This window comes from Flavobacterium sp. PS2 (genome assembly GCF_046250155.1).
Classification (GTDB): domain Bacteria; phylum Bacteroidota; class Bacteroidia; order Flavobacteriales; family Flavobacteriaceae; genus Flavobacterium.
The window spans coordinates 4,401,877-4,416,962 of the sequence record NZ_CP176426.1; the positions used below are offsets into that span (position 1 = coordinate 4,401,877).

6 protein-coding genes, 2 tRNA genes and 3 rRNA genes are annotated in these 15,086 nt (G+C 36.5%); 9 read left to right on the forward strand and 2 right to left on the reverse strand.

Annotated features, from left to right (window positions below):
- Window positions 1–38 precede the first annotated feature (38 nt).
- Window positions 39–908: a lysophospholipid acyltransferase family protein gene (locus ACJ6WR_RS19380; RefSeq protein WP_409416176.1), complete on the reverse strand. Its 870-nt coding sequence runs from the start codon at window positions 906–908 to the stop codon at window positions 39–41.
- A 113-nt stretch (window positions 909–1,021) separates the two neighbouring features.
- Between ACJ6WR_RS19380 and ACJ6WR_RS19385 the strand changes: the two genes are divergently transcribed.
- The 7 genes from ACJ6WR_RS19385 to rrf all read left to right on the forward strand — a co-directional run bounded on the left by ACJ6WR_RS19385 (window position 1,022) and on the right by rrf (window position 8,719).
- The gene (locus ACJ6WR_RS19385) at window positions 1,022–1,660 is read left to right on the forward strand and encodes a rhomboid family intramembrane serine protease (RefSeq protein ID WP_409416177.1); all 639 of its coding nucleotides are present in this window, start codon (window positions 1,022–1,024) and stop codon (window positions 1,658–1,660) included.
- 50 nt (window positions 1,661–1,710) lie between these two features.
- The gene (locus ACJ6WR_RS19390) at window positions 1,711–2,403 is read left to right on the forward strand and encodes an SIMPL domain-containing protein (protein WP_039119921.1); all 693 of its coding nucleotides are present in this window, start codon (window positions 1,711–1,713) and stop codon (window positions 2,401–2,403) included.
- A 1,054-nt stretch (window positions 2,404–3,457) separates the two neighbouring features.
- Window positions 3,458–4,971: ribosomal RNA gene (locus tag ACJ6WR_RS19395) — 16S ribosomal RNA — on the forward strand.
- A gap of 120 nt (window positions 4,972–5,091) precedes the next feature.
- Window positions 5,092–5,165: transfer RNA gene (locus tag ACJ6WR_RS19400), tRNA-Ile, on the forward strand.
- A gap of 144 nt (window positions 5,166–5,309) precedes the next feature.
- Window positions 5,310–5,383, forward strand: a tRNA-Ala gene (locus tag ACJ6WR_RS19405).
- A gap of 174 nt (window positions 5,384–5,557) precedes the next feature.
- Window positions 5,558–8,442 (forward strand): 23S ribosomal RNA (locus ACJ6WR_RS19410).
- 167 nt (window positions 8,443–8,609) lie between these two features.
- Window positions 8,610–8,719: ribosomal RNA gene (rrf, locus tag ACJ6WR_RS19415) — 5S ribosomal RNA — on the forward strand.
- The 16S, 23S and 5S rRNA genes sit together here with 2 tRNA genes alongside, the layout of an rRNA operon.
- Before the next feature lie 625 nt (window positions 8,720–9,344).
- On the opposite strand, the gene ACJ6WR_RS19420 is transcribed toward rrf, so the two are convergent.
- Window positions 9,345–12,053, reverse strand: a complete 2,709-nt coding sequence (locus ACJ6WR_RS19420; RefSeq protein ID WP_409416178.1) for a S8 family serine peptidase — start codon at window positions 12,051–12,053, stop codon at window positions 9,345–9,347.
- 530 nt (window positions 12,054–12,583) lie between these two features.
- Between ACJ6WR_RS19420 and ACJ6WR_RS19425 the strand changes: the two genes are divergently transcribed.
- Together ACJ6WR_RS19425 and ACJ6WR_RS19430 are read left to right on the forward strand one after the other, a co-directional pair.
- On the forward strand, window positions 12,584–13,414 hold the full coding sequence (locus ACJ6WR_RS19425; RefSeq protein ID WP_039115240.1) for a M57 family metalloprotease: 831 nt from the start codon (window positions 12,584–12,586) through the stop codon (window positions 13,412–13,414).
- Window positions 13,415–14,195: 781 nt separating this feature from the next.
- Window positions 14,196–14,915: a hypothetical protein gene (locus ACJ6WR_RS19430; RefSeq protein WP_409416179.1), complete on the forward strand. Its 720-nt coding sequence runs from the start codon at window positions 14,196–14,198 to the stop codon at window positions 14,913–14,915.
- Window positions 14,916–15,086 lie beyond the last annotated feature (171 nt).

Genomic DNA, 15,086 nt, shown 5'->3' on the forward strand with positions numbered 1-15,086 from the left:
AGCTCCAAATCATTAAGTTTTGGAGCTTTTTTTATGAGTTATCTTCTGTGTTTCCATCTTTTGTGCGTCCACAAATAATACTCAGGAGCTTCCAGAATTTGTTTTTCAACTTCTTTTAGATAAGTATGAGTAATTTCAAAACCATCCGCTTTTTTTGGAGTATCGCAAATAGGGATAAAAGTAGCTTCGTAATATCCACGTTTTACTTTTTTTACTTTTACAAATAAAACACTCAAGTTGTATTTTCTAGCTAACATTTCAGCGCCAGTATGTACAGGAACCTCAATTCCCATAAAGGTATCCCAATGAAAAGCCCTGTCTAGTTTTGGTGATTGATCACTCGCTAAGCCATACATGCTTAAAATACCATCTCTTTGGTTTTGTGCCATGAGTGGGATTATTTTTTTAGTTTCGACTAAATCAGCGTCATATTTAGAGCGAATTTTTCTAACTAGTTTATCAAAATAAGGATTTACAATTTTTTTGTAAACACCAATTCCTCTAAATTTTATTTGAGCATTTAGAGTTAACAGCCATTCCCAGCTTGCATAATGTGAAGCCACAAGAACGACACTTTTACCTTTTTCTTCGTATTCTTTTATAAGCTCAACATTGGTAAGAACAAAACGTTTGCGCATTTCTTCAGGAGAAATAGTCATCGTTTTTATCATTTCCAAGAACATGTCACACATGTGTTGGTAAAATTTCTTTTCGATTGTTTTTCTTTCTTTATCAGTAAGATGCGGTAAGGCAATTGCTAAATTTTCTTTCACTGTTTTTCTTCGGTATCTAACCAAGTAGTAAACTATGAAATAAACAACATCAGAAAATAAATAAAAAATTGGAAATGGAAGAATAGATATAATCCAAAGTAATGGATATGCCAGTATATAAACGAGGAATTGCATGCAGTTTTATTTTTTACAAATATAACTCAAAAATGGATAACGTATATATTTTAATCAGTAACTGTGATTTCTGGGAGAATGACTATATTTACAATTCACAATAAATATAGAATATGAATACCATTTTGATAGGAATAATTGTTGCCAATGTTTTAGTTAGTTACAAGGGTTTTAATGATCTTTCTTTTTTTAGAAAATATGAGTTTCACGTAGGGAGTATACGTTCAGGAGAACAAATAAGAATGTTGACATCAGGTTTCTTGCATGTAGATATGATGCATTTAATTTTTAATATGTTAACGCTTTGGTTTTTCGCGCCAGTAGTTATTAATCATTTAGGAAACTTTTCGTTTGTATTGATCTATGTTGGTAGTTTGGTTTTTGGTAGTTTACTAACCATGTTATTCCATAAAAATGATTATAGTTATCGCGCAGTAGGAGCTTCCGGAGCGGTAACAGGAATATTGTATTCGGCGATATTATTACAACCTGACATGATGTTGGGGATATTTTTTATAATTCCGATGCCAGCCTATCTTTTCGGAATCTTGTATTTATTGTATTCGATATACGGGATGAGAGCTAAAAATGATAATATTGGTCATATAGCGCATTTTGGCGGAGCCATTGGAGGTTATATGATTACATTGATAAAAGACCCATCTTTAGTTTACGATCACAGTCTTATGGTTGTTCTGTTAGCGATACCAATTGTTATACTTTTTGTAATGGCTAAGCTAGGAAAACTATAATGGCACAACTTTTGAAAAGGAATAATAAAGAACAATTAAATAATACAAATATGAAAAAAGTAGCTCTATTTTTAACCCTTATGTTTATGACTATGTCTTACGCTCAAGAAACAAAACAAATTCCGCAAATTAGTGTGTCTGGAGAAGGAAAAGTAAAAGTTGCTCCAGATCAGGCAACAATTTTAGCAACAATTGAAACTAAAGGAAGTAATGCTAAAGATGTAAAAAAGCAAAACGACCAGAAAATGGATGCTGTTTTAAAATTCATAAAAAAAATGAATATTCCAACTGCAGATTTTAAAACAAAACAAGTTGCGTTAAATCCACAATATGATTATGAAAAAAAGAAACATAATTATAACGCTACACAAACAGTAGAAATTTCGTTGAAAGATTTAACTAAGTACGATGAGTTAATGGAAGGTTTGGTTGATCAGGGAATCAATCGTATCGATGGTGTTACTTTCGAATCTTCAAAACTAGCACAACATGAGTCAGAAGCTAGAAAATTGGCAATAAAAGATGCGAAGTCTAAAGCAGAAGATTATGTTTCAGTTTTAGGGCAAAAAGTAGGTAAAGCAATTGTTATTTCAGATAACTCACAAGGATACCGTCCGCAACCTATGTATGCAGCTATGAAATCTATGGCTATGGATAGTGCAGGTGCTGCTTCTAATGAAACGCTTGCGATTGGAGAAATAGAAATCGTATCAAATGTAAGTGTGAGTTTTATTTTAGAATAAATAAAATCCTCTAAATAGTAAATCCCGTCATTTTATAAATGACGGGATTTTTTTTGCTTAGCTGTTTCTTGTCTCAAAACAGAGGCTAAGTTTTGTAAAAAGTAATAATGGCTGATTCAATGAGGTTTTTTGAGGTAACAGGCAATCTTTTTTTGTATGCCTACATATATAAGGTGTGATATCGTCCTTATATATAGGAGTAGGTAGAATTGATGAATAAGCCGAGTTATAGGTTTCAGGAATGCTCCAGTCAAGTTATTATATATAGTAGTCGTTTTTTATGTCCTTATATATAGGAGTCATATTCTACTATACTATATAGGAGAAGTTTTTTTAGGAGCTATTTCCTGCTATCTGCTAGAATTTTGTCCTTTTTAAAGGAAAAAGGCCAAGGATTTCCGCTACTATCAGGGCTAGGAGATACAAAACACAACAGAACTCCCATTAAGGAAGACAATAAAAGCGACTTTGCGCCTTAGCGACTTTGCGCGAAACCCAGCAAAAACAAGGAAAAAGCTAAAAAAAGACAGATAGAAATAAAAAACAACACCCGTAAACATACCGTTATCAGACTGTTAAAAAATAAACAAAAAATACTCTCTAAAAAGTATTGTTTAACTGAATAAAGGTGGTAGTTTTGCACCCGCAACAACGACAAACGTTCCTTTAAATACTGACAAGCAAGACGAATCAAATTAGAAATAAAATTCTAAAAAAAAAGATTTAGAAAAGCTTGTGAGAATGGAAAACGGATGTTACATTTGCACCCCGCAAAACAACGGAAAGTTCCTTGAAAGATTGATAAGAAAGAAGAAAACGGAAACGAAAATTTTCCAAAAAAACTTCACAAATTTCTTGCCAGTTAGAAAAGACTTTTCTACTTTTGCACCCGCTTTGAGAAACAAGCGATATTAAAAAAGAAGAACACGTTCCTAGACATATTGAATTGACAGCCGTTTTAAGAGAGATCTTAGAACAACAAAATAAGAGTAATAGAATCGATAGATTTGAATAAAACCGATAGAATCATTAGTCGAATATAATATTAAAATATACGATGAAGAGTTTGATCCTGGCTCAGGATGAACGCTAGCGGCAGGCTTAACACATGCAAGTCGAGGGGTATGCTTCTTCGGGAGCAGAGACCGGCGCACGGGTGCGTAACGCGTATGCAATCTACCTTTTACAGAGGGATAGCCCAGAGAAATTTGGATTAATACCTCATAGTATAATAGCTCGGCATCGAGCAATTATTAAAGTCACAACGGTAAAAGATGAGCATGCGTCCCATTAGCTAGTTGGTAAGGTAACGGCTTACCAAGGCTACGATGGGTAGGGGTCCTGAGAGGGAGATCCCCCACACTGGTACTGAGACACGGACCAGACTCCTACGGGAGGCAGCAGTGAGGAATATTGGACAATGGGCGCAAGCCTGATCCAGCCATGCCGCGTGCAGGATGACGGTCCTATGGATTGTAAACTGCTTTTGTACAGGAAGAAACAGTTCTACGTGTAGAACCTTGACGGTACTGTAAGAATAAGGATCGGCTAACTCCGTGCCAGCAGCCGCGGTAATACGGAGGATCCAAGCGTTATCCGGAATCATTGGGTTTAAAGGGTCCGTAGGCGGTTTAATAAGTCAGTGGTGAAAGCCCATCGCTCAACGGTGGAACGGCCATTGATACTGTTAAACTTGAATTATTAGGAAGTAACTAGAATATGTAGTGTAGCGGTGAAATGCTTAGAGATTACATGGAATACCAATTGCGAAGGCAGGTTACTACTAATTGATTGACGCTGATGGACGAAAGCGTGGGTAGCGAACAGGATTAGATACCCTGGTAGTCCACGCCGTAAACGATGGATACTAGCTGTTGGGTGCAAACTCAGTGGCTAAGCGAAAGTGATAAGTATCCCACCTGGGGAGTACGTTCGCAAGAATGAAACTCAAAGGAATTGACGGGGGCCCGCACAAGCGGTGGAGCATGTGGTTTAATTCGATGATACGCGAGGAACCTTACCAAGGCTTAAATGTAGATTGACCGGTTTGGAAACAGATCTTTCGCAAGACAATTTACAAGGTGCTGCATGGTTGTCGTCAGCTCGTGCCGTGAGGTGTCAGGTTAAGTCCTATAACGAGCGCAACCCCTGTTGTTAGTTGCCAGCGAGTCATGTCGGGAACTCTAACAAGACTGCCAGTGCAAACTGTGAGGAAGGTGGGGATGACGTCAAATCATCACGGCCCTTACGCCTTGGGCTACACACGTGCTACAATGGCCGGTACAGAGAGCAGCCACTGGGCGACCAGGAGCGAATCTATAAAACCGGTCACAGTTCGGATCGGAGTCTGCAACTCGACTCCGTGAAGCTGGAATCGCTAGTAATCGGATATCAGCCATGATCCGGTGAATACGTTCCCGGGCCTTGTACACACCGCCCGTCAAGCCATGGAAGCTGGGGGTGCCTGAAGTCGGTGACCGCAAGGAGCTGCCTAGGGTAAAACTGGTAACTAGGGCTAAGTCGTAACAAGGTAGCCGTACCGGAAGGTGCGGCTGGAACACCTCCTTTCTAGAGCCCTATATGTTAGCACTTGTGCACGTTAGGGAAAGAAGACGAAATGACCTATAGGTTAAATTGAAGATTATATTACTCTGCTGTTAGTTCAAATAATACAATTAAGTAAAACAGAGTCTCGTAGCTCAGCTGGTTAGAGTACTACACTGATAATGTAGGGGTCGGCAGTTCGAGTCTGCCCGGGACTACTTTTTAAAAAGTAATTGACAATTGCTAATTAGAAAGACTGTAAGCTTAAAAAAGGAAATTCTAGAAGTTGGAATTCACCAAAAGAAATTAGATAAGAATTAAGAAGTCTAAAATCTGAATTCTACAATCTAAGATTGAAAAATGGGGGATTAGCTCAGCTGGCTAGAGCGCCTGCCTTGCACGCAGGAGGTCAACGGTTCGACTCCGTTATTCTCCACAAAAAGCTATAAGCCGTAGGCTATAAGCTTAATGCCTAAAGCGTAAAGCCTAAAGCATAATAAAGTTCATTGACATATTGAGATAAGAAAATAATAAAAAGTAGAAAGCATTTTTTATTGAAAGTAGTAATACAGACGATAAAGAAAACGGTCTTGACTTGTCAAGACTGGTACAATAAGCAAAATAAGGGCGTATGGGGGATGCCTTGGCTCTCAGAGGCGATGAAAGGCGTGATAAGCTGCGAAAAGTTACGGGGATCGGCACACACGAATTGATCCGTAAATACCTGAATGGGGCAACCCACTATGTTGAAGACATAGTACACCGATAGGTGGGCAAACCCGCTGAACTGAAACATCTAAGTAGGCGGAGGAGAAGAAAACAAAAGTGATTCCGTAAGTAGTGGCGAGCGAACGCGGATTAGCCCAAACCAATGTTGTTACGGCAATGTTGGGGTTGTAGGACCACGACATTTCTTGCACAAAGAATTAGAATCTACTGGAAAGTAGAACCATAGAGGGTGATAGTCCCGTATAGGTAATGAGTGTAAAGGATAGTGGTATCCTGAGTAGGGCGGGGCACGTGAAACCCTGTCTGAATTTGGCGGGACCATCCGCTAAGGCTAAATACTCCTGAGAGACCGATAGTGAACCAGTACCGTGAGGGAAAGGTGAAAAGAACCGTGAATAACGGAGTGAAATAGATCCTGAAACCATACGCTTACAAGCGGTCGGAGCCCTTTCGTGGGGTGACGGCGTGCCTTTTGCATAATGAGCCTACGAGTTAACGTTGCTGGCAAGGATAAGTGGTTAAGCCACGGATCCGTAGCGAAAGCGAGTCTGAATAGGGCGCTTTAGTCAGTAGTGTTAGACGCGAAACCGTGTGATCTACCCATGGGCAGGTTGAAGCTGTGGTAACACACAGTGGAGGACCGAACCGGTTGACGTTGAAAAGTCTTCGGATGACCTGTGGGTAGGGGTGAAAGGCCAATCAAACTCGGAAATAGCTCGTACTCCCCGAAATGCATTTAGGTGCAGCGTTGTGCATAAAGTTATATAGAGGTAGAGCTACTGATTGGATGCGGGGGCTTCACCGCCTACCAATTCCTGACAAACTCCGAATGCTATATAATGTTTCACAACAGTGAGGGCTTGGGTGCTAAGGTCCAAGTCCGAGAGGGAAAGAACCCAGACCATCAGCTAAGGTCCCCAAATATATGTTAAGTTGAAAGAACGAGGTTTGTCTGCCCAGACAGCTAGGATGTTGGCTTGGAAGCAGCCATTCATTTAAAGAGTGCGTAACAGCTCACTAGTCGAGCGGACGAGCATGGATAATAATCGGGCATAAACATATTACCGAAGCTATGGATTTTGACTTAGGTCAAAGTGGTAGGGGAGCATTCTAACAGGGTTGAAGGTGTGTCGTAAGGCATGCTGGACTGGTTAGAAAAGAAAATGTAGGCATAAGTAACGATAATGCGGGCGAGAAACCCGCACACCGAAAGACTAAGGTTTCCACAGCTATGCTAATCAGCTGTGGGTTAGTCGGGACCTAAGGCGAACCCGAAAGGGACAGTCGATGGACCACGGGTTAATATTCCCGTACTACTTATTACTGTGATGGGGTGACGGAGTGATGAAAGCGCCGCGAACTGACGGAATAGTTCGTTGAAGTACCTACCTATAAGCTGCGCAGGCAAATCCACGCGGCTTGGGGAAATACGATAGTACTCGGAGACTTCGGTCAAAGAGATAGTGCGCCTAAGGGCTTCCAAGAAAAACCTCTAAACTTCAGGTAATAAGTACCCGTACCGCAAACCGACACAGGTAGTCGAGGAGAGAATCCTAAGGTGCTCGAGAGATTCATGGCTAAGGAATTAGGCAAAATAGACCTGTAACTTCGGGAGAAAGGTCGCCAGCAGCAATGCTGGCCGCAGTGAAGAGGTCCAGGCGACTGTTTATCAAAAACACAGGGCTCTGCAAAATCGTAAGATGAAGTATAGGGCCTGACACCTGCCCGGTGCTGGAAGGTTAAGAGGAGATGTTATCTTCGGAGAAGCATTGAATTGAAGCCCCAGTAAACGGCGGCCGTAACTATAACGGTCCTAAGGTAGCGAAATTCCTTGTCGGGTAAGTTCCGACCTGCACGAATGGTGTAACGATCTGGACACTGTCTCAGCCATGAGCTCGGTGAAATTGTAGTAGCGGTGAAGATGCCGCTTACCCGCAGTGGGACGAAAAGACCCTGTGCACCTTTACTATAGCTTAGTATTGACCTTGGATAAATGATGTGTAGGATAGGTTGGAGACTGTGAAGTGGCGTCGCTAGGCGTTGTGGAGTCATTGTTGAAATACAACCCTTTGTTTATCTGAGGCCTAACCCCGCGCTTGCGGGGGACATTGCTTGGTGGGTAGTTTGACTGGGGTGGTCGCCTCCAAAAGAGTAACGGAGGCTTCTAAAGGTTCCCTCAGTACGCTTGGTAACCGTGCGTAGAGTGCAATGGCATAAGGGAGCTTGACTGAGAGACATACAGGTCGATCAGGTACGAAAGTAGAGCATAGTGATCCGGTGGTTCCGCATGGAAGGGCCATCGCTCAAAGGATAAAAGGTACGCCGGGGATAACAGGCTGATCTCCCCCAAGAGCTCATATCGACGGGGGGGTTTGGCACCTCGATGTCGGCTCGTCACATCCTGGGGCTGGAGAAGGTCCCAAGGGTTGGGCTGTTCGCCCATTAAAGTGGCACGCGAGCTGGGTTCAGAACGTCGTGAGACAGTTCGGTCTCTATCTACTGTGGGCGCAAGAAATTTGAGTGGATCTGATTCTAGTACGAGAGGACCGAATTGGACAAACCTCTAGTGTATCTGTTGTTCCGCCAGGAGCACCGCAGAGTAGCTACGTTTGGAAGGGATAAGCGCTGAAAGCATATAAGCGCGAAACCCACCACAAGATGAGATTTCTTTTAAGGATCGTGGGAGATGACCACGTTGATAGGCTATAGATGTAAAGGCAGTAATGTCATAGTCGAGTAGTACTAATAATCCGTAAGCTTATGTACGCTTTTCCAGCCCCCTAACCCCCGAAGGGGGAACAAAGGGGCTGGGAGAAACTTTCTAAAAAATACTTTTTTCTTTATCTCAGTGTGTTAAGATATTGTTTAATTGATAATTAACAATTTATAATTGATAATTAATAATTAAAAGTTACCTCAAGTAACAACGACCTTAAGGTGGTTATTGCGGCGGGGCTCACCTCTTCCCATCCCGAACAGAGTAGTTAAGCCCGCCTGCGCAGATGGTACTGCAGTTATGTGGGAGAGTATGTCGTCGCCTTTCTTTTAAATCCTCATCAAGTAATTGATGAGGATTTTTTTTGGGCTTTACTTTTTGGGATTTGTTGAGCTGAGAGTGATTAGGTAAAAAAATACCGCAAAGAGCGCAAAGGATTACACAAAGGTTCGCAAAGTTTAATCAATAGCTTTGCGAAGCTTTGTGTTTTTTCTATTTCATTACTCTGCGGTTAAAATCGGAAGCATTATACAAAAAACGAACGTAAATTATATCTAGATTATGAATCTATTTTATGTTCTTTAGACATAATTGAGCAATTTGAATCAAAGAATCTTTTTTGTTTGTCCTTTTTAGTTAATATGCATCGATATAAGCAAATATTCTTCAGTATTTGTGTAATTACATCTGAAAGTATATTAAAGCTTTCTTAAATGAGATAATTTCTTTTAGTTCTAGTGATTTGTAAGTGGTTTTCTTATCCTTTTTGTTTTTTAGGCTCTTAAAGCTATTTAATGAGGTCCTGAGATAATTTTCTTATTGCTGGAATAAAAGATATCCCTTTTGAGTCTTTTGAAACTTATGTTGCGGCAAAGAATTGCGCAACGATTTTGTATAAAGATGCCATGTGATTTTATATATTAAAAATATCTCTTCCAAAAAAAATAATATCTTAAAAAACTGCAATTTTTCCTGTTTGAATTTCGCCTAAGCTTGTAATGATTTTATAGATATAAATTCCTGTGGCAATATTTTTTAGATTAATGTTATTGGTTTTAGAAAGTAACGGGGAAGTAATAGTGTTTTGTCCACTAATATTATATAAATAAAAAATAGCATTTTCTTCTTTTTTGGCTTCAATATTTAATTCTTCATTTTTGCTTAAATGGCTAGGGTGTACAAAAAATAAATCATTGCCTAGATAATTAGTATCAAGAATTAGGGAGCTTACTATATTATTGTTTTTTAAAATTATATTTATTTTATATTTATTACTTCCTTTTAAGGGAGCCGGATCTAAAAAAGAGAATGTTTTTGAAGTGATATTATCTATTGTGTTAATAACACCTTCTGAATTATTAATTATTTTTATTATCTCAATTCTTTTGATGTTGTACAAGCTGAAAAGACTGGCATTAATTTTTATTTTATTCTCTTCATAAACTTCTGCTAAAGCTAATTCGAAATAGCAATTTGAGTTTTGTACATACTGTAATGTTGACTCACTTTTTATTCCTTCGATATTGTCAAATACAGGAATAACAGTATGAGTTTTTTCATCTGTATAGGTGTAAGTCGTGTTTGTTGTTTGTTCTTTAAATTCCAAATAATCTCCTGTCAATTGATAAATATTAAATGAAGAAACATCGGCAGGTTTGTCCCAATTAATTTCTGTTGTGCCATCACAAACTAAGCTGGTACTGATATTTAAATCATAAGATATTGTAAAGCTATCAGAGATATAATCGGTATTATCAATGGTCATTTTCAATTTTGCTTTTGAAAATTTTTGTTCTGCAGGGGTATAGGTAAATTGTTCCGTATTTAGATTTATATCATTTGCGAGAATTTCCCAAGTCTGCCCATTATTATAACTAATAGATAATTGTCCAGGGATATTAGAAAATGAAGAATTCCATTTGAAAGGGGAAATAGTTTTGCCATCATAAGGGAAATTATCATTATTAACTGGGTAATTCCATTCAAATCGATTTTCCAATTCATATTCGTATGCGATGCTGTATTCCTGGGATGTGTTCGATATGTATGAGCCAATAATATTGATAGTATAAGATCCAGATGCGGGATTTTCAATAGTAACTTGCTCTATAGTATTAATTTTATCTTTTCCTCTTACAGCTTGCTGCTGTGGGGTGTCAGGATTAAGAATCCATGGCAAAAAAGTGGTGTTGTCGGCCGACTTGACCTCCATATCTAAATCGTTTACCAAACTTATATTACTGTTGATTGCAGTCGGCAAATCGTTCCAAACTAATGTGATTTTTAAGTTTTTTGTATTTGGAGGGAGGGTAACGGTATGTAAATTTGTTTGTCCGGATGTCAAATTACCTGATATAATTCTATTTTCACTGATTGTTCTTAAACTTTTATCAGCATTGATATTACCATAACCATAGGTAAAATCTGGACCTATGTTCCCTAAATCTTTTGCACTATTAATTAAAATTGCTTTTGTTAGGGAATTAGATAAAGAGATATTATTTATAGTTTTATAATGTTGTTTCATTAATGCAATAATCCCTGTAGCTATTGCTGTAGAATTTGAAGTTCCTTGCGTGCTGTAGGCTACTAACTCAGGTTTTATTCGACCGTCATAAGCTGGTCCTTTTGAAGAAAACGGCATAATTACTTCGTTTTGATCAATACACCCTACTGCGATACTGTTTTTGGATTGCTTGAAATTACCAGTAATAGATTTATAACCTTGAAGTCCGCTATTGCCAGAAGAAAAACAATGAGTCAAATTAGGATTTAAGAATAATTGAGAATCATAAGCATTGGCCAGAGAACCATAAAAATTCTCAATATTGGTACCGTAGGAATGATTTTGAATAGTAACATCTTGAAAAGATGCTATTTCATCAGGATAGATATTCAAAAAGTCAGACGATTGTATTTTGGCCTTTTGAGCAACTCCTTTTCCTAGTGCAGAACTATTTCCTAATCCAGAAACTATAGTTGCCATAGCTGTTGCATGGCTCGATACAATAGCAGATTCTGTTTGAGAAGGAATGTGTTTGTTTAGTAAATCAATATCATTTACATCAAATAAATCATCTTTGATACCTACAATTTGGTTTTCGCCTGTTATAAGAGGGAAATTAGTATTGGCTTTATTTATAGAATTGATACTAAAATTTTGATCGATTATTTTAGATTCAACTTTTGGTTGAAGGGACTCTTGCGAAATAGAAGATACACTGCTCAAAGTTATAATGTGGTCAATAATTTTTTTTGAATCACTTTTTATGATTATAAGATGGTTATTTAGTATTTCGATCTCAGAAATGTTGATTGTTTTTAAATCTGTAATTAATGATTTGATACTATCAGTTGCTATTATATATTGCTTGTCTTCGGTGTGATTTGAAAAATTGGATGGTAATTTCCATAAGCTATTTACTGAGCGTGTTTTCTTTAAAGGTTGATTAGATTTTAAATTTTCTACTATACAAAAAGTACTATCCAATTTTTTTACAACTTTGTATTTATTGTGATGTGCATTTTCTAAAGATGTAAAATAGTATTTCTCAAATTTTGTTTCGTTTTCTTTTTCTATGTATTGTTTCCATTTTTCAGAGCTTTGAGAGAGACTGATTGTCGTTATCATAAAAAAGAGAAAAGTAATTTGTGTCTTCATTTACAGTAGATGTTGGGGCAATTTTAAACATTTTTATTAATGAATTTAGATAAATCAAAGATGAAATTTGTACTTAATGATTTCTATCTGAAATGTTTATCCGTTGTAGGTAAATCAAAGTTATTAAATTATTTGAAAAAAAAATATTAGTTTTTATTTCATTCTGTAACTTCAAAATCTATATAAGTAATATTCTCTTTTTATAACTCTATTCGTCTAAATGTTATGTAAAATTGTACAGTATTTTTTTTACACATGTTAATCAAAATAAGATATCTGAATAGTATTATTGTGTGTAACCACTTGATTTGTATTTAATTATTGATTTTACAGGGCTTCTATTAATAATCAGATAATTATTACTAAACAATCTACTTAAAATAATTTAACAAAAAATGTTAAATTTGTTAAATAATTGTTTTATCAGTATTTTAAGATTAAAAATTATATAAATTTGATTATAAATATTACTAATATTTTGTAAAGCCCCTATTTACCAATTTATTATTAACAACCCCAAAAAACCTATTATGAAAAAAATTAAATCAATTTTAGCCTTGTCATTTATAGCGTTAACGCTGTTATCTTGCAACAAAGAAGACGAGACAGATCAATCAAATCAAGGATCTCTTAAAGTAACGCCAGAGGTGTTAAATAAAATTAGATCCCTTTCATTAAATTCCACAGATGTTCAAGTGATTAAAAACACTAAGTTAGATGGTACCACTGAGGATGCGTTTCTTATAGAAGGATGTATTGTAATGTCGGAAGATCAATTAAACAAAATGGATCTTCATGGAGGTATTACCACAGAACAATACCGTACTACTAATTTAGTATCTACTCCAAAAACTATCAAAATTGTTGGATTATCAGGGACTGGTACAACAGCTTTAAGTACAAATATGCGTGCAGGATTGCAAGCAGCAGTAAACAGATATAATAATTTAGGACTGACTATTAAATTTACTCTAACTTTTAGTTCAAGTACTTCAGGTGCAAACATTGTTGTAAGAAGACAAACCGGATCTGCAGGTGGAGTAGCAGGTTTCCCTTCAGGTGGAAATCCTTATAATTCAGTTACATTATATTCTGGGTTAGACACGTATTCAACAGGTGTAAATGCACACGTAGCTGCACATGAAATCGGCCATTGTATTGGTTTACGTCATACAGATTGGTTCAGCCGTCAAAGTTGTGGACAAAATTCAAACGAAGGTACTGCTGGTGTGGGAGCAATTTTAATCCCAGGAACACCTTCAGGATATGATGCAACTTCTTATATGAGAGCATGTTTTAGTTCAAGTGAGACAGGAGCTTTTAATTCTAATGATGTTACAGCTCTGAATTATTTATATTAGAAATTGAATTAGAGTTCTCTTTACAAAATATTAGGAGGCTGTTTCATAATTTGTGAAGCAGCCTATTTTTTTATTGAATGTCACTATTCTAATTGCTTTACAATATGAATAGTGCAAGATTTTAAAATGTTGCTCACTATTTTAAATTTGCGTTATTTGGTATTTGTATACGGTAAATTAAAATATTAAATTCGATAGTAATAAAGGTAGAATTATATGAAAGACTTCCTTGGGCCTCTAATGTATTTATTGTTGCTTAGGTGATGTTCTATGTGTATTTTAGGTGTTGCGATTCTGCCATAAAAGTTAATATGATAATTCCATCAACATTTTTCAGTTGAATTTGTAGTTTAACTTTTTTAAAATGAATGTTGTAATTCGTTTTTTATTTATAATCAAAATTAAATAATTTCTTGATAAATAGAAAAGAGTACTAAATAGCTAAGTGTTTAATTATTGCTTTGATAAAAATAATTTGATCTATGAAGTTCCAAATTTAGTAGATTTGTATGGCAACTCAACAGAATTAGAATTTACGCTTTTAGATTTTTGATCCCGGAAATGTTTTAGAACAAACCCCTGAGCTCAAGAAAAGGTATATGTTAACATAGAAACTCATAGTTAACTTACCTAAAGAGGTTTTGTCTTTTTAACTGCAACAATATAGAATTCGCTTGGGACACAAAGAGCATATCGGATTTTACTGGTTTGATGTAGTAAAACAAACTTAGGAAAAGAGCGATGCCTGATTTGAATGATGTTTTTAAATAATAAGTAGTTAATGATTTATAACAAAGAAAATTTTCCTGAAGTAACTTCTGAACGTAATTTAACTGCTACTATTTTTGTGTATATACTGTTCGGACTTTTGTGTATCGCAATGCTTTGTTTATTTATAGGACTTCCTTTGAGCATTCAGCTGGAACATAATAGCCGCTTATCTATCGGCGAGATGATCTTCGATCTAATATACTTCTCCATACTTCTTTGGGGTATTTGGGCTTTTTGCAAGAATTACAAGCATCAAAAACTTAAAAAAATCATCCTCATTTCTGTAGATCAATATGGTATACATCATCACCAATACAATGGCATTATCCAGAGTATTTTATACAAGGAGCTTGAAAGGAGCAGAGAAGCTTATGTGAGTGATATCGATAGAAAAATTGGAACAAAATATTCTCCGGGATATATTTTCGGTTTTAAAGAAGGCAAACAGATTCCCATTGATTTTTCTAAACCTGAGAATGGAATGACCTATATCCCGAAAAATAAATATCATCTAATTGGACATTTTCTGCAGGGCGTTACTTTATTTTCCCCACATATAAAAATTTCTCAGGCCGTCTATGCTGATTATTTTATAAATCCCGCCACTTTTGAATTCAATAAAAAAGCTCAAATAATTACCTATATACTAATTCTTATTTTCTTAATTATCATCCTGATTGCAATCGATTTGTTTACAAAATATACTAAAGGCTTTTCTATATTGTTTTAAATGGCGGAATTTTTATACAAGAAAAAAGAGGAGACTTTAATAGGGTAAAAATGGTCCATGTCCCAGTTTAAAGTTCTTAAACAGATCAATAATTTATTATAGTAAATGGATTGTTAATAGTAATGTAAGGTAATTTTAAAAGTGCCATAACCTGTGTTTTAATATTACATT